The organism is Pseudomonas sp. TH07, from assembly GCF_016651285.1.
Lineage (GTDB): Bacteria > Pseudomonadota > Gammaproteobacteria > Pseudomonadales > Pseudomonadaceae > Aquipseudomonas.
In genome coordinates this window covers 1565879-1581685 of the sequence record NZ_JAEKED010000001.1, presented here as the reverse complement: position 1 = coordinate 1581685, position 15807 = coordinate 1565879, and the positions used below count along the sequence as shown (strand labels likewise).

The following is a 15807-nucleotide window of genomic DNA, read 5'->3' as shown; positions in this document are numbered from 1 at the left end:
CGCGTGCGGTGCTGGTCAGGGTATGCGGTACAAAGCGCAGGTAAAAGTGCGTGGCGATCCAGGCATGCCGACACAAGGGGAGGGTGACACTTCCGTGTGTCGGCACCGTGGCGACAGATCGCCCGGTGATCATCCTGAGGAGGCACTCCTTTTATTCCCCTTCAACACGGCTTGCGAGCAACCCGTGTCCCGCCAGCCTGGCGGTTGACACTCCCTGTGTCGGAGCACTTCCTGATGCCCCGTGTGCCACTCAGCGAGTAGGAATCTACCGCCCCAAAGGCTCGGCTGGCTGATTTGCAAGATTTGTTCAGAATCCTTGGGTTCTAGAACACCCAGCGTTGCTGCTCCTGGTGCAGGGCACTTTGCTCGACGTAATGCAGGGTACTGGGAGCCACCTGGTTCGAATCAGCAAAGGCTGTGACACTGACACTCGCTTGCGGGCTGCGCTGAACCGGCAGTTGCCCAGGGTGGGCGCTGGCAGGCGACAACACCGTCGACCCCAGGCTGAGATAGACAGCCAGTGCCAAGGCACCGAAACACCCAAGATCCTTACCCTGCACCGCCCTCACCAGCAGCCCACGGCCTGTACGAAACATCTTCCCCATGATCCTTTTCCTTGCGGGTTGCAGTCGGTATGGTTCTGCCGCACGGCAGGCCGTGACAGTGCTCCTGTCGCCTACCGGCTATTTGACATCAGCGTACCGAGCCCGCAATCGCGTCAGAGCAAATCGCCACAATTGTTCAGATTCACCTTGGCGGCCTAAACTCACCTCCACTCAGACGCCGTAAAAACGGCCACAGTGCTCCCCCCTGCAATCAAGGAACTGCCCCGCATGCGTGTCGCAATACTGGATGACGAGCCCGCCGAACTGGCCCGGGTGGAACAGACACTGCGACAGATCCCCGGGCCGGGGGACCAGCCCTGGACCCTGCACAGCTTCGAACGTGGTGAGGACCTGCTGCGCCAGCTGCGTCGAGAGACCTTTGACCTGCTGGTGCTCGACTGGCAACTGCCCGACCTCAGCGGCCTGTCATTGCTGCGCTGGACCCGCGAACACATGGAAGCGCCGCCGGCCGCGATCATGCTTACCAGCCGGGATGCCGAAAGCGATATCGTCCAGGCGCTGAATGCCGGGGCCGACGATTACGTCAGCAAACCCTTCCGCCCCAACGAGCTCAAGGCTCGGGTCATGGCGGTACTGCGCCGCCACGGTTTGCAGCGCAGCACCGCCACCGAAGTGCTGAGCTTCAATGACCTGACCTTCGATGATGCGGAGCTGACCGTGACCCGGGCAGGTCAACCCATCAGCCTGACCGACCGCGAATACCGCCTGGCGCGCTGCCTGTTCGACAACCTGGGGCGACCGCTGTCACGGGAATACCTGTACCAGCGGTTCTGGACCCACGAAGAGATCGTGTCCTCACGGCCGCTGGATACCCACATCTACCGCCTGCGCAACAAGTTGGGGCTGACCACAGACCGTGGCTGGCAGTTGCTGACCATCTACGGTTACGGCTACCGGCTGGAAAGTGTCGCGTCGCCTGGCGAGCAGGGCAACTGACCGCTTGCCGTTAATAGCGGCTTGATATCAGTGCGGGTCCTGCCAGACATCTTCATAGCCGGCGCGGTCGATGATGAAACGCGTCCCGCTCGGCAGGTACAGGTAATCGATCACCTCCGGCAGCAGCTCGACCAGGTGCTCGGCGCATAGGGGCTGGTAGAAATCCACGGCGGTGGAATGTTCGCCGCAGTGGATAAACCAACTGACCGTGCCGTTCTCGGGCAACTCGACCCGGGTGCCATAGATGGGCGACTGCGCAAGGGAGCCGGTGGCCAGTGCAATCATCGGCTCCGGCGCCTGGGGAGCGAGGTCGTAGCGTTCACAGATAAGCTGCTGTCGTTCGTTCATTGGCCCAGCCATCAAGGGAAAATAGGGAGAGTCCTGCCCAGGGCAAAGACCTGTTCGAGTGCCACCTCGTCATCGCTGTCACCGTCTTCGAAACACCTGAAACGACGCCCCAGCAGTGCCAGCTCCAGGCACTCGTGCAACGCCGCGGTCCGAAACAGCAACTCCATCCACAGCGTCTGCTCGCTCTCGAAGGTCAGGCGCAGATCATAGTCGGCGCGGCTGCCCAGGCCAGGGTCCTTGAACTCGACCACCTGCTCGGCAGCCCGCACACAATTCGCACTGCCGCGCAGCTGATCCATGACCTGCTGCACGTCCAACGGCTCATCAAACACCAGACGATATTCATAGCTCATGCTCGTCTTCACTCCGTTCGCGATCAGCTATCCAGCCACCAATTGAGCAAGGTCTCGTCATTGGTGTCATCGAGGTTTTTATAGATGTTGGCGTAGTACCACTCGATGCCCGTGGTCTCGCGGAAACGGTTGAAGAACAGGGCGATGTTGTCCATGCCGTTTCGCGCCGGCACCGACAATGTCAGATTGCCCTTATAGCGCCCGTCGAGCATGCCGCCCAACTCGGTCGCCACATCCGCCGCCAGGGCGATGATGTGTTCTTCCGGGATGTGATTCGAATAAATATGGATGCAGAAGTTGCCGCCTCGCTTGAGCACCACGGCGGGGACCTGCGGGTCCTTGATCGAAATAATATCGCCCTTGGCCAGGTTCAGCGTCAGCCCCGGTGAGTAGAGAATCTCGTAACTGTCCGCATCGATCCGCCGTACATGCAGCGGCTCATAGACCGGGCCATGGTCATTCTGCCCCGCGACGACCCGGATTGATATTTCCTGGTTTTCATCATCCATAACAAACTTCCGAGCGATTACTGTTTTTACAAAGGGTGAAAAGAGCCGAGCCGGGCTCAGCCCCGGATCGGGGTCAACTGCTCGACAAACACCTCTCGAAGCGCCTGTTCGATGGCCGGATCGTCTTGCAGCTCAGGTGCCAGCAACAGAACCAGCTGATCCAGGCCCATACACCAGGTGACGGAGCTGTCCATGCTGAAAATGATGCGGTTCTGTTCGATACGCACCTGTGCAACCCCGCCATAGCCGGAGAGGGCAGGGCTGGAGATTTCGAGGTGGTAGGTGTCCTGGCCCAGAGCGGCGTCCTGTTCGTCGCACTCGGTGCTGCGTTGCAACAACAGGTAGTGCTCGGGCTCATCGGCGGCATCGGCAAAAGCCACAAGCCATACATCGTCTTCCAGGGTTGCGCTGAAAAAACTGGCAGGCCATTCAACAGTCATGCTTGAACCTCAAGTGAAGCCAGTGAAGAGCACTCGCTCATGCGCGCAGGCTCAATGGCCCCGTGCTGTAAACAGGCATCTTCATAGGCGATATGTTGGTCGTCGGTGATGGAGGACAGGTAGTGGTCGATTACGGAAAAACCGACCTCGGGCGCGATATCCACAGTGAACAGCGACAGGCCCCGGGTAACCGTACACCTGGCGCCGAGGCTGCGCAGGTGCTGCACAATGCTCGAGCGCTCTGACTCGCGCTCGGCAAAAACCCGCAGCGTCGAGTGCCCGGATTGCCGCACCACGCGGGTAGCGATCAGCTCATGGGCATCGGCGCGAGTCAGTACCCAGTCCCCCTTGCTCACGCCGTAGAGGTAATAGGGCGTGTTGTCCAACTCGTAGACACCTGCGCCCCGTTGGATGCCCCACAGCGACTCGTACTCCACCGGTGGGTAACCGTCGGCGTCGAGGGTGAGTTTGAAAATGATCTTGTGAAACTGTGCTGTCGAGTTATCCATTCCATCTCACAGAGGCGCCGCCATGGGCCTCACGAACTGTCCGTAAAAGAAGTTTTCCTCGAAGGAAAATATGACCTCTGCACTGCCCGGCATCACCAGGGCCGTATTCTCATCGGACGGATAGAAAAAGTCGTCCCAACATTTTATAAAAATATCCCTGGGCACCTGCGCCGCGCAGCGTCTACCCCAGAACAGCCAGAGCAGGTCTGCCTCCGGGCTTAGCCACTGATCGAAGAACAATGACGACTCTGCGCGCCGGGCAAAATCCAGTGTGGTTTTTTCATGGCATTGAAACAGGCTGGGCAGCTCAGTGATAAGGCTGGGCACTGGAATGAATCGGTCCCATAGAGCCTGTGACGCTGACTGATCAAACAGCACGACTCGCTGTTTGTCGTCCGCACTCAGAGCACAATCCGCGGCATTGAAACGCCAGGCGATGGGGTAGCGTGCTTCATCGAATAGGTGGCTGCTTATACCTGCCAAGGTCAACATCCTTATTGTCCAGTTAGCCTTCCACTTCCCAAGCCAGATCGGGATCGGCCGAGCCATAGTCCGAGAAATAAGCCAGGGCCTGCCTCGCCCGCTCTTTAGCCACACACTGATGCCGAGGGTAACTGCCGGACTGGCCGCCCGCGACCAGTTCAATCTGCTGATCGTCAGGACTGTCTGCGCTGAGCAGGGTCTGCAACGATTGGTCGATGTCCTGGGCGATAAAACCCACATACTGCTCGGCCGCACCGCCCCCGATATGCATCAGGGTCTCGTCGCTGAAGAAAAAAACCGTCGAGCTGAAAGCCTTTCCGTCCAGGCGGTTGAACGCGGACAGCACCTGCGCCGAGTCGGGGTTTAACCACTCATGGGGGTGGCAACGATTACCGGCATATTCATCTTCAATGATTTTCTTGAGCATTCGCCATGGCTGCCTTGGCCGGATAAAAACATAAATCGTTATAGATGACGGATTGAACAATCTGCCAATAAAAAAGGCCAACGCTAAGCGTCGGCCTTTTTATTTTCAGCTGTGTCCCGGGATCAGAAATCCAGGTTGGACACGGCCAGGGCATTGCTTTCGATGAAGTCACGGCGAGGTTCGACCGCATCACCCATCAGGGTGTTGAAGATCTGGTCTGCGCCAATGGCGTCTTCGATGGTCACTTTGAGCATCCGACGCTGGCTTGGGTCCATGGTGGTTTCCCACAGCTGATCCGGGTTCATTTCACCCAGACCTTTGTAGCGCTGGATGGTGTGACGCTTCGTGCTTTCAGCCATCAGCCACTCAAGGGCTTCCTTGAACTCGGTGATGGCTTTCTTGCGCTCGCCGCGCTGGATGTACGCGCCTTCGTCCAACAGGGTGCTCAACTGCGCGCCCAGGGTGACGACGGTCTTGTAATCGTTACTGCCGAAGAAGTCGCGGTTGAACGTGATGTAGTTCGACAGGCCGTGGGAGATCAGTTCGACCTCTGGCAGCCAGACGTTACGTTCACGGTCTTCACGCAGGCTGGCCTTGTAGACCAGACCGGACTTCTCGACGGTGCGCAGGCGCACTTCGTACTGGGCCAGCCAATCCTGCATCGCGGCATGATCGCCCAGCTGTTCCAGGCTGACGGCAGGCAGGTAGATGAAGTGCTCGGTCAGTTCCTGAGGGTACAGGCGCGACAGACGCTTGAGGGTCTTCATCACCATGCGGAAGTCGTTTACCAGGCGCTCCAGCGCCTCGCCGGAGATGCCCGGGGCTTCTTCGTTCAGGTGCAGGCTGGCGTCTTCAAGGGCCGACTGCGTCATGTACTCTTCCATGGCGTCGTCGTCTTTGATGTATTGCTCTTGCTTGCCTTTCTTCACCTTGTACAGCGGCGGCTGAGCGATGTAGATGTAGCCGCGCTCGATCAGCTCCGGCAACTGACGGAAGAAGAAGGTCAGCAGCAGGGTACGGATGTGCGAACCGTCGACGTCAGCATCGGTCATGATGATGATGTTGTGGTAACGCAGCTTCTCGATGTTGTACTCGTCGCGACCGATACCACAGCCCAGGGCGGTGATCAGGGTGCCGACCTCTTGCGAGGAAATCATCTTGTCGAAGCGAGCTTTCTCGACGTTGAGGATCTTGCCCTTCAACGGCAGGATGGCCTGGGTACGACGGTTGCGACCCTGCTTGGCGGAACCGCCAGCAGAGTCACCTTCCACGAGGTAAAGCTCGGAGAGGGCAGGGTCTTTTTCCTGGCAGTCCGCCAGTTTGCCCGGCAGGCCGGCGATATCCAGCGCGCCTTTACGGCGGGTCATTTCACGGGCCTTGCGCGCCGCTTCACGGGCACGGGCAGCGTCGATCATCTTGCCGACCACCAGCTTGGCTTCGTTCGGGTTTTCCAGCAGGAAGTCGGAGAAGTACTTGCCCATTTCCTGTTCGACCGCGGTCTTCACTTCGGAAGACACCAGCTTGTCTTTGGTCTGGGAGCTGAACTTCGGATCCGGCACCTTGACCGAGATAATCGCGGTCAGGCCTTCACGGGCATCGTCACCGGTGGTGGCGACTTTGTGCTTCTTCGCCAGGCCTTCCTGTTCGATGTAGTTATTCAGGTTACGGGTCAGGGCCGAACGGAAGCCCACCAGGTGGGTACCGCCGTCACGCTGTGGAATGTTGTTGGTGAAGCACAACAGGTTCTCGTTGAAGCTGTCGTTCCACTGCAGGGCGATTTCCACGCCGATGCCGTCTTCACGCTGCATGCTGAAGTGGAACACCTGGTTGACCGCAGTCTTGTTGGTGTTCAGGTATTCAACGAATGCACGCAGGCCGCCTTCGTACTTGAACAGCTCTTCCTTGCCGCTGCGCTCATCCTTGAGGACGATGCCGACACCGGAGTTGAGGAAGGACAATTCACGAATCCGCTTGGCCAGGATGTCCCAGCTGAAGTGGATGTTCTTGAAGGTTTCAGCCGAAGGCTTGAAGTGAATCTGGGTACCGGTGGTTTCGCTTTCGCCAACGATCTTCATCGGCTCTTGCGGTACGCCGTGCACGTAAGTCTGTTCCCAGATCTTGCCGCTACGGCGCACAGTCAGGATCAGCTCAGCAGACAAGGCGTTCACTACCGACACACCCACACCGTGCAAGCCGCCGGATACTTTGTAGGAGTTGTCGTCGAACTTACCGCCGGCGTGCAGCACAGTCATGATGACTTCGGCTGCGGAAACGCCTTCTTCTTTATGCACATCAACCGGAATGCCGCGACCGTTGTCGCGCACAGTGATGGATTCGTCCGGGTGGATGATGATGCTGATGTCGTCGCAGTGGCCAGCCAGTGCTTCGTCGATCGAGTTGTCGACCACCTCGAACACCATGTGGTGCAGACCGCTGCCATCGTCGGTGTCACCAATGTACATACCGGGACGTTTGCGTACGGCATCCAAACCTTTCAGCACTTTAATGCTGGTCGAGTCGTACGTATTTTCTTCGCTCATGCCTTCACTCCCGATGGTCGTGGGTCTGGGTGATACGGCCCTGTTCCACGTGGAACAGAGCGACTGGCGTTTCCGTCTGCCAGCCTTCCCTCAATAATTCGTGGTCTACACAGGTGATAAACACCTGGCAGCGTAAGTCTTCCAACAAGCGACAAAGTGCGCGGCGATGCTGCTCGTCCAACTCGGACGGCAAGTCATCCACCAGATAAATACACTGCCCGCGCCGGGCCTGGCTGACCAAGTGCCCTTGGGCAATGCGCAAGGCACAGACCACCAGTTTCTGCTGGCCGCGGGACAAGATATCCGCGGCGTTATGCGCACCCAACTTGAGGCGCAAATCAGCACGCTGGGGACCGGCCTGGGTATGACCCATCTGCTGATCACGGTGCAGGGACGTCGCGAGCACATCACTGAGCTCCCGGTCTTTATCCCAACCACGGTAATAGCTAAGCGTCAGGCCCTCGAGCTCCAACAGTTCGCCCAAGGTCCGCTCAAAGACTGGTTTCAAGGCTTTGATATAAGCGCGGCGGTATTCATCAATTTCAGCGCTGGCCTGACACAGTTCCCGGTCCCAGGCTGCTTGCGAAGCGGCGTCAAGTGTACCATGCCGCAGCCATGAGTTCCGCTGCCTCAGGGCCTTCTGCAAGCGCTGCCAGGTCGACATGAAGCGGGGTTCCACGTGGAACACACCCCAGTCGAGAAACTGTCGGCGAATTTTCGGAGCCCCTTCCAGCAGGCGAAAGCTGTCGGGGTTGATCAGTTGCAGCGGCAGGATTTCCGCCAACTGAGCTGCGCTGCGAGCGTTCTGCCCGTCGATGCGAATCTGAAACTCTCCCTGACGATCCCGGGAAATCCCCAAGCTGCTATGCCCGCCTTCCGCCAGTTCGACCTGGCCAAACACGGTGCACGCCAACTGCTCGTACTGGATTACCGGCAACAGACGAGCACTGCGAAACGAGCGAGCAAGCCCCAGCAAGTGGATGGCTTCGAGCACGCTGGTTTTGCCACTGCCATTGGCGCCGTAGAGAAGGTTGATGCGGGGGGAGGGGGAGAAGGTCACCGGGTGCAGATTGCGCACCGCGGTGACCGAGACGCGACTGAGGGACATCTAGCTTCTGCTGAGCATGGTTACAGGCGCATCGGCATGACAACGTAAGCCGAGTCGTCGTTGTCGGATTCCTGGACCAGGGCGCTGCTGTTGGAATCGGAGAGGATCAGGCGCACCTGTTCGGTGGTCATCACCCCCAGCACGTCGAGCAGATAGCTCACGTTAAAACCGATTTCCAGGGAGCCGCCGTTGTATTCCACGCCGACTTCTTCTTCCGCCTCTTCCTGTTCCGGGTTGTTGGCCTGGATCTTCAATTGACCATTGGCCAATTGCAGACGGATACCACGGTACTTCTCGTTGGAGAGAATCGCAGTACGGCTGAAGGCTTCACGCAGCGCCTGACGGTCGCCCAGTACCAGCTTGTCGCCACCTTTAGGCAGCACACGCTCGTAATCCGGGAACTTGCCGTCGACCAGCTTCGAGGTAAAGGTGAACTCGCCGGTGGTGGCGCGGATGTGGTGCTGACCCAGGACGATGCTGACGTTGCCATCCGGCTCGGTGAGCAGGCGTGCCAGCTCCAGGATACCTTTGCGCGGCACGATCACCTGGTGGCGATCCGGCTGGCCGATATCGGCTTGCATCGAGCACATGGCCAGACGGTGACCATCGGTGGCCACGGCACGAATGATCCCGGCCGATACTTCCAGCAGCATACCGTTGAGGTAGTAGCGCACGTCCTGCTGGGCCATGGCGAAGCTGGTGCGTTCGATCAGACGACGCAACTTGCTCTGCTCCAGGCTGCAGGTCAGCGAGCCCGGGCCTTCCTCGACAGTAGGGAAGTCATTGGCTGGCAGAGTCGACAGGGTGAAACGGCTACGGCCGGCCTTGACCACCAGCTTCTGCTCATCGAGCTTGATATCGATCAAGGCGTCGTTGGGCAGGCTTTTGCAGATGTCCATCAGCTTGCGCGCCGGCACGGTGATTTCGCCAGGCTCGGCTGGCTCTTCAAGTTGCACGCGACCGACCAGCTCGACTTCCAGGTCGGTACCGGTCAGCGACAGCTGCTGGCCTTCGACGACCAACAGCACGTTGGAGAGCACCGGCAAGGTCTGGCGGCGTTCGACGACGCCTGCGACCAGTTGCAGGGGTTTCAACAGGGCTTCGCGTTGAATGGTGAAATGCATGGTCTAGTCCCTTGCCTTAATAAGCTGCGCTGGTGTCATCAAGTGGTCAGTGTACGCAGCAGGTTCTTGTAGTCCTCGCGGATGTCCGCGTCGGATTCCTTAAGTTCATTGATCTTGCGGCATGCGTGCAAGACCGTGGTGTGATCGCGGCCGCCGAACACATCGCCGATTTCCGGCAGGCTGTGGTTGGTCAGCTCTTTGGACAAGGCCATGGCCACCTGGCGTGGACGCGCAACGGAGCGCGAGCGACGCTTGGACAGCAGGTCGGAAATCTTGATCTTGTAGTACTCGGCGACGGTGCGCTGAATGTTATCCACAGAGACCAACTTGTCCTGCAAGGCCAGCAGGTCCTTCAGGGATTCGCGAATCAACTCGATGGTGATGTCGCGCCCCATGAAGTGCGAGTGAGCGATGACACGCTTGAGCGCACCCTCCAGCTCACGCACGTTGGACCGAATGCGCTGGGCAATGAAAAACGCGGCATCGTGCGGCAAATCGACTTTGGCCTGGTCGGCCTTCTTCATCAGGATCGCGACCCGGGTTTCCAGCTCCGGCGGCTCCACGGCCACCGTGAGGCCCCAGCCAAAACGCGATTTCAGACGCTCTTCGAGGCCCTCGATCTCTTTCGGGTAGCGGTCACTGGTGAGGATCACCTGTTGCCCACCTTCGAGCAGGGCGTTGAAGGTGTGGAAAAACTCTTCCTGGGAACGCTCCTTGCGGGCGAAGAATTGAATGTCATCGATCAGCAAGGCATCCACCGAGCGGTAGAAGCGCTTGAACTCGTTGATGGCGTTCAGTTGCAGGGCCTTGACCATGTCGGCCACGAAGCGCTCGGAATGCAGGTACACGACCTTGGCATTCGGATTCTTCTTTAATAGGTGGTTACCCACAGCGTGCATCAAGTGAGTCTTACCCAGACCTACACCGCCATACAGGAACAGCGGGTTGTAGCCATGCTTGGGGTTGTCCGCGACCTGCCAGGCGGCGGCACGCGCCAGCTGGTTGGATTTACCTTCGACGAAGTTTTCAAAGGTGAAGGTGCGGTTCAGGTAGCTGGTGTGCTTGAGCGCACCTTCGACCTGGACAGTCCGTTGTTCGGCGCGCACCGGTGCCTGCTGCGAGCTGGCGCCGGCCATCGGGTCGAAGCTGTCACGGGAAGGCTCTTCACTGACATGGGCGACTTTCTTCGCCGAAGCCTTGGTCGGTGGCGGGGCACTTACTGGCGCACTGGAAGGTTCAGCCGCCTGGGCTTTGGAAGCGGCAGCCGCCAAAGGCGCGTTAGGCGCAGCCCGGGGTGCTGAACTGCGTTTGCTGCCTATTAATAAGGAGAGCGCAGGTGTTGAACCATTGCCGTGCTCATCGAGCAGCTCGAGCACACGACCCAGGTACTTTTCATTGACCCAATCGAGAACAAAACGATTCGGTGCGTAGACACGCAACTCGTCGCCTTCGGCTTCGACCTGTAGCGGACGGATCCAAGTGTTGAATTGCTGGGCAGGCAGCTCATCACGCAGAAGCTCCACGCACTGCTGCCAAAGTTCCACTGACACGGATATCCCCTAAGTTGAAAGCCGGTGAGGCAAAAACAGCCGCCATTGTAGCGGCCGCACGCAGACTTATCCACACGTAGGTTGCTCACAGACCACTAAGAATCAATGTCTTAACCGGAAAAAACACGACCAATGGTATGTGCATAAGCTCTGTGGATAACCCCACTTAAGGTCTTTGTACAAGTGGGGGCTAAACTCGGTGGATAACCTGGCTGTGGATAACTACCCATTCCACACACAGCTTATCCGATAGCGCAGCACAGGCAGAGCACTGCTTCTCGACAGTGTTGTCATTCCCTGTACAGTACGTCGTTCAAGGGCTTAAGGTACTTATCCACAGAACAGTGGCTGCCTAGCTTTTATAAGCTTTACAGAAAAGCTTTAAATAATTCCCTTCTTTATTTCTATATCTAGGTAACCGGTGTCTCGAACCAACAGCCGCCCATATCTGTTTACAAGGAAAAGCTGGTTGGAAATTGACCTAGAGGCTTGCATTCTCTAGAATCGCCGGTCTCTTAAAACGGGGGCCATTCCGGCCCGTTGTGGACGAACCAGGTAACACGACATGAAACGTACTTTCCAACCAAGCACTATCAAACGCGCTCGTACTCACGGTTTCCGTGCTCGCATGGCTACCAAGAACGGCCGTGCCGTCCTGTCGCGTCGTCGCGCCAAAGGTCGTGCGCGTCTGGCAGTTTGATAATCCGGCACTGGAGGTGAGTCAGGACTTCAGTCGGGAAAAGCGTCTGCTTACTCCCCGGCATTTCAAGGCAGTCTTTGACTCCCCTACCGGCAAGGTTCCGGGGAAAAATCTCCTGCTCCTTGCGCGCAACAACGACCTTGATCACCCCCGTCTGGGGCTGGTTATCGGAAAGAAGAGCGTAAAGCTCTCCGTTGAGCGCAACCGTCTGAAACGTTTGATGCGCGAATCGTTTCGCCTGCACCAGGATTCTCTGGTCGGCTGGGACATCGTTATCGTCGCGCGCAAAGGTTTGGGCGATGTAGAAAGCCCCGAATTGATTCAGCATTTCGATAAGCTCTGGAAACGTCTGGCTCGTAACAAGCCGGTACCAGCAGTCAAAACCGAAACTGCAGGGGTAGACAGTCCTGATGCGTAAACTGGCGCTCGTTCCGATCCAGTTTTATCGCTATGCCATTAGTCCTCTGATGGCCAGTCACTGTCGTTTCTACCCCAGTTGTTCCTGCTACGCGTATGAAGCCATCGAAAATCATGGCCTTCTACGCGGTGGCTGGCTGACCTTTCGTCGTTTAGGTCGCTGTCATCCGTGGAATCCCGGTGGTTATGACCCGGTTCCACCTATCCCTACCTCCCGTTCTTCTTCGATGGCCGAGTAATCATGGATATTAAACGCACGATCCTGATCGTCGCCCTGGCAATCGTGGCTTATGTCATGGTCCTTAAATGGAACCAGGATTATGGCCAGGCTGCCCTGCCGACTCAGAATGTTGCTGCCAACACTACCCCTGCGGGTCTTCCCGACACGGTAAATGGCAACAACACTTCCGCCAGTGACGACATTCCACGCGCTGCGAGCGATACCAGTGCCCCCGCTGAAGTTCCAGTGGCGGTCAGCAAAGACCTCATCCAAATCAAGACGGATGTATTGGATCTGGCTATCGATCCACAAGGCGGTGATGTTGCCCAGCTGAAGCTGCCGCTGTATCCACGCCGTCAAGATCACCCGGAAATTCCGTTCCAACTGTTCGATAACGGTGGCGAACGTGTTTACCAGGCTCAAAGTGGTCTGATTGGCACCAACGGCCCTGACGCCAGCTCGACAGGCCGCCCGGTGTTCTCCTCGGAGAAGAAAAGTTATCAACTGGCTGACGGTCAGGATCAACTGGTCGTTGACCTGAAGTTCAGCAAGGACGGCGTCAACTACATCAAGCGTTTCACCTTGAAACGCGGCCTGTATGACGTGGTTGTCACCTACATCATCGACAACCAGAGCGCCCAACCGTGGACAGGTGCAATGTTCGCGCAGTTGAAGCGTGACTCCAGCGCCGATCCATCGTCGAGCACCGCCACCGGCACCGCGACTTACCTTGGCGCTGCCCTGTGGACAAGTTCCGAGCCGTACAAAAAAGTGTCCATGAAGGACATGGACAAAGTGAACGAAGACAAAACCAAGGCGCCGATCACGGAAACCGTGAAAGGTGGTTGGGTTGCATGGCTTCAGCACTACTTTGTAACGGCGTGGATTCCGCCAAAAGACGAAAATAACGTCGTTCTGGCCCGTAAAGACAGCAAAGGCAACTACATCATTGGCTTCACTGGCCCGGCGTTGACCGTCGCTCCAGGTGCCAAGGCTGAAACCAGCGCCACCCTTTACGCCGGTCCGAAAAGCCAGGCCGTACTCAAAGAGTTGTCCCCAGGTCTGGAACTGACTGTGGATTACGGCTTCCTGTGGTTCATTGCTCAACCGATCTTCTGGTTGCTGCAACATATCCACAGCCTGGTGGGTAACTGGGGTTGGTCGATCATTTTCCTGACCATGCTGATCAAGGGGATCTTCTTCCCACTGTCGGCTGCCAGCTACAAATCCATGGCGCGCATGCGTGCTGTAGCCCCGAAACTGGCTGCGCTGAAAGAACAACATGGCGATGACCGGCAGAAAATGTCGCAAGCCATGATGGAGCTGTACAAGAAAGAGAAGATCAACCCGCTGGGTGGATGCTTGCCGATTCTGGTGCAGATGCCGGTATTCCTTTCGCTGTACTGGGTACTCCTGGAAAGCGTGGAAATGCGCCAGGCTCCGTTCATGCTGTGGATAACCGACCTGTCGATCAAAGACCCGTTCTTTATCCTGCCGATCATCATGGGCGCGACCATGTTCATCCAGCAGCGTCTGAACCCGACACCTCCGGATCCGATGCAGGCGAAGGTCATGAAAATGATGCCAATCATCTTCACCTTCTTCTTCCTGTGGTTCCCGGCTGGTCTGGTTCTGTACTGGGTGGTCAACAACGTGTTGTCGATCTCTCAACAGTGGTACATCACTCGTAAGATCGAAGCGGCTACCAAAAAAGCCGAGGCGTAACTTACTCTGTGGATAACCACTCAAAACGCCCCCTAGTGGGGCGTTTTGCTATCTGCCACTTTTGTCTGGATCTCGGGTTATGAATATCCCTCGTGAAACCATCGCTGCCGTCGCCACAGCTCAAGGTCGCGGTGGCGTGGGCATCGTGCGAATTTCCGGACCGCTGGCCAGCGTCGCCGCCAACGCCATCAGCGGTCGCGAACTGAAACCACGCTTTGCCCATTACGGACCCTTTTTCGGTGACCTCGACGAAGTACTGGATGAAGGGATCGCCCTGTATTTCCCTGGCCCGAACTCGTTCACTGGCGAAGATGTCCTGGAACTTCAGGGGCACGGCGGCCCGATCGTGCTCGACATGCTGTTGCAGCGTTGCCTGCAGCTGGGCTGTCGCCTGGCCCGGCCGGGGGAGTTCAGCGAACGGGCCTTCCTCAATGACAAGCTCGACCTGGCCCAGGCCGAAGCGATCGCCGACCTGATCGAAGCCAGCTCAACCCAGGCCGCGCGCAATGCCTTGCGCTCGTTGCAGGGGGCATTTTCCCAACGTGTGCATAACTTGACTGAGCAGTTGATCGGCTTGCGTATCTACGTCGAAGCCGCGATTGATTTTCCTGAAGAGGAAATCGACTTCCTCGCCGATGGCCACGTGCTGAGCATGCTGGATAAGGTGCGCGACGAGTTGGCCAGCGTGTTGCGCGAAGCCGGGCAAGGCGCGTTGCTGCGTGACGGCATGACCGTGGTTATCGCCGGCCGGCCGAATGCCGGTAAATCCAGCCTGCTCAATGCATTGGCCGGACGGGAAGCCGCCATCGTTACCGAGATCGCCGGCACCACCCGGGACATCCTGCGCGAACATATCCACATCGATGGCATGCCACTGCATGTGGTGGACACCGCAGGCTTGCGCGATACCGATGACCAGGTGGAGAAAATCGGTGTGCAGCGTGCGCTCAAGGCCATTGGCGAGGCGGATCGGGTCCTGCTGGTGGTGGACGCCACGGCGCCCGAGGCTGCGGATCCCTTCGCCCTATGGCCGGAGTTCCTCGAGCAGCGCCCGGATCCGTCTAAGGTCACGCTGATCCGCAACAAGGCGGATCTTACCGGGGAAGCGATTGCCCTCGAGGTCAGCGACGATGGCCACGTCACCATCAGCCTCAGCGCCAAGTCTGCCGGCATGGGCCTGGAACTGCTGCGCGAGCACCTGAAGGCCTGCATGGGCTTTGAGCAGACCTCGGAAAGCAGCTTCAGCGCACGCAGGCGTCACCTGGAAGCCCTGCGCCATGCCAGTGCCGCCCTTGAGCACGGACGAGCTCAACTGACCCTGGCCGGTGCTGGCGAGCTCCTGGCCGAAGATTTACGCCAGGCTCAGCAACTGTTGGGAGAAATTACCGGGGCGTTCAGCTCGGATGACCTGTTAGGGCGAATTTTCTCCAGTTTCTGCATCGGTAAATAGCTCCTGCGTTGCACCCAGACAGGCCGTTCGCGCCTGTCTGCTTCCCTTCTTTTAAAAAAACCACGTTCTTGCCAGATGAAATCTTTCGTCCTGGCGGCTTTCTCGTGCCCGGCATTTGCTTGAAAGACCGTTTTCTGTGGATTAAGCCCTGTGAATAACTGCCCCTGTGCTCGGTTGATAACAGGGCCTCAAAACTGAGGAAAAACCCATCTGTGGATAACCACTGCTTTAATCCACAGGCTTAAACCGGTTATCCAATGGCCTCATGAGCACATGACCACAGACTTTTAAACCTCTGTACATCATGTGAATAAAGGCCTGTATCAATCTATCCACAGAAAA

18 protein-coding genes are annotated in these 15807 nt (G+C 57.8%); 6 read left to right on the top strand and 12 right to left on the bottom strand.

Annotated features, from left to right (window positions below; translation table 11 throughout):
• Positions 1–323: 323 nt before the first annotated feature.
• A complete protein-coding gene (locus tag JFU57_RS07515; protein WP_201128706.1) occupies positions 324–605 on the bottom strand; it encodes a hypothetical protein in 282 nt (93 codons plus the stop codon).
• Between the two features lie 228 nt (positions 606–833).
• Here JFU57_RS07515 and JFU57_RS07510 point away from each other — a divergent pair, with 228 nt between their 5' ends.
• The gene (locus JFU57_RS07510) at positions 834–1562 is read left to right on the top strand and encodes a response regulator transcription factor (RefSeq protein WP_078470329.1); all 729 of its coding nucleotides are present in this window, start codon (positions 834–836) and stop codon (positions 1560–1562) included.
• A 27-nt stretch (positions 1563–1589) separates the two neighbouring features.
• Here the strand turns inward: JFU57_RS07510 and JFU57_RS07505 are convergent, their stop codons facing one another.
• The 11 genes from JFU57_RS07505 to dnaA all read right to left on the bottom strand — a co-directional run bounded on the left by JFU57_RS07505 (position 1590) and on the right by dnaA (position 10953).
• Positions 1590–1910: an immunity protein Imm33 domain-containing protein gene (locus tag JFU57_RS07505; protein WP_178102932.1), complete on the bottom strand. Its 321-nt coding sequence runs from the start codon at positions 1908–1910 to the stop codon at positions 1590–1592.
• 11 nt (positions 1911–1921) lie between these two features.
• A complete protein-coding gene (locus JFU57_RS07500) occupies positions 1922–2263 on the bottom strand; it encodes a hypothetical protein (protein ID WP_201128704.1) in 342 nt (113 codons plus the stop codon).
• A 23-nt stretch (positions 2264–2286) separates the two neighbouring features.
• The gene (locus JFU57_RS07495; protein WP_201128701.1) at positions 2287–2772 is read right to left on the bottom strand and encodes a DUF4265 domain-containing protein; all 486 of its coding nucleotides are present in this window, start codon (positions 2770–2772) and stop codon (positions 2287–2289) included.
• A 56-nt stretch (positions 2773–2828) separates the two neighbouring features.
• The gene (locus JFU57_RS07490) at positions 2829–3212 is read right to left on the bottom strand and encodes an Imm10 family immunity protein (RefSeq protein ID WP_201128699.1); all 384 of its coding nucleotides are present in this window, start codon (positions 3210–3212) and stop codon (positions 2829–2831) included.
• The gene (locus JFU57_RS07485) at positions 3209–3721 is read right to left on the bottom strand and encodes a DUF4265 domain-containing protein (RefSeq protein WP_201128697.1); all 513 of its coding nucleotides are present in this window, start codon (positions 3719–3721) and stop codon (positions 3209–3211) included. Before JFU57_RS07485 ends, JFU57_RS07490 begins: the two co-directional genes overlap by 4 nt.
• A gap of 6 nt (positions 3722–3727) precedes the next feature.
• Positions 3728–4213, bottom strand: coding sequence for a hypothetical protein (locus JFU57_RS33230; protein WP_201132253.1), 486 nt, complete (start codon positions 4211–4213; stop codon positions 3728–3730).
• 13 nt (positions 4214–4226) lie between these two features.
• Positions 4227–4631: an Imm1 family immunity protein gene (locus JFU57_RS07475; RefSeq protein ID WP_201128695.1), complete on the bottom strand. Its 405-nt coding sequence runs from the start codon at positions 4629–4631 to the stop codon at positions 4227–4229.
• A gap of 122 nt (positions 4632–4753) precedes the next feature.
• Positions 4754–7171, bottom strand: a complete 2418-nt coding sequence (gene gyrB / locus JFU57_RS07470; protein ID WP_020294943.1) for a DNA topoisomerase (ATP-hydrolyzing) subunit B — start codon at positions 7169–7171, stop codon at positions 4754–4756.
• A gap of 4 nt (positions 7172–7175) precedes the next feature.
• The gene (recF, locus tag JFU57_RS07465; RefSeq protein ID WP_020294942.1) at positions 7176–8279 is read right to left on the bottom strand and encodes a DNA replication/repair protein RecF; all 1104 of its coding nucleotides are present in this window, start codon (positions 8277–8279) and stop codon (positions 7176–7178) included.
• A gap of 20 nt (positions 8280–8299) precedes the next feature.
• Positions 8300–9403, bottom strand: coding sequence for a DNA polymerase III subunit beta (gene dnaN, locus JFU57_RS07460; protein WP_020294941.1), 1104 nt, complete (start codon positions 9401–9403; stop codon positions 8300–8302).
• Positions 9404–9441: 38 nt separating this feature from the next.
• Entirely contained in the window at positions 9442–10953 is a 1512-nt protein-coding gene (gene dnaA, locus JFU57_RS07455) for a chromosomal replication initiator protein DnaA (RefSeq protein ID WP_043228446.1), read from the bottom strand.
• Between the two features lie 565 nt (positions 10954–11518).
• Between dnaA and rpmH the strand changes: the two genes are divergently transcribed.
• From rpmH to mnmE, 5 genes are all read left to right on the top strand, one after another.
• Complete coding sequence (rpmH, locus tag JFU57_RS07450) at positions 11519–11653, top strand: 50S ribosomal protein L34 (RefSeq protein WP_003213577.1); 135 nt, start codon at positions 11519–11521, stop codon at positions 11651–11653.
• 16 nt (positions 11654–11669) lie between these two features.
• Positions 11670–12071 carry a ribonuclease P protein component gene (rnpA, locus tag JFU57_RS07445; protein WP_020294939.1) on the top strand — a complete coding sequence of 134 codons (402 nt, stop codon included), beginning with the start codon at positions 11670–11672 and terminating at the stop codon, positions 12069–12071.
• Positions 12064–12309, top strand: coding sequence for a membrane protein insertion efficiency factor YidD (gene yidD, locus JFU57_RS07440; protein ID WP_010465488.1), 246 nt, complete (start codon positions 12064–12066; stop codon positions 12307–12309). Before rnpA ends, yidD begins: the two co-directional genes overlap by 8 nt.
• A gap of 2 nt (positions 12310–12311) precedes the next feature.
• A complete protein-coding gene (gene yidC / locus JFU57_RS07435; RefSeq protein ID WP_078470338.1) occupies positions 12312–14015 on the top strand; it encodes a membrane protein insertase YidC in 1704 nt (567 codons plus the stop codon).
• Between the two features lie 79 nt (positions 14016–14094).
• Positions 14095–15465: a tRNA uridine-5-carboxymethylaminomethyl(34) synthesis GTPase MnmE gene (gene mnmE / locus JFU57_RS07430; RefSeq protein ID WP_201128693.1), complete on the top strand. Its 1371-nt coding sequence runs from the start codon at positions 14095–14097 to the stop codon at positions 15463–15465.
• The last annotated feature ends 342 nt before the right edge of the window (positions 15466–15807 follow it).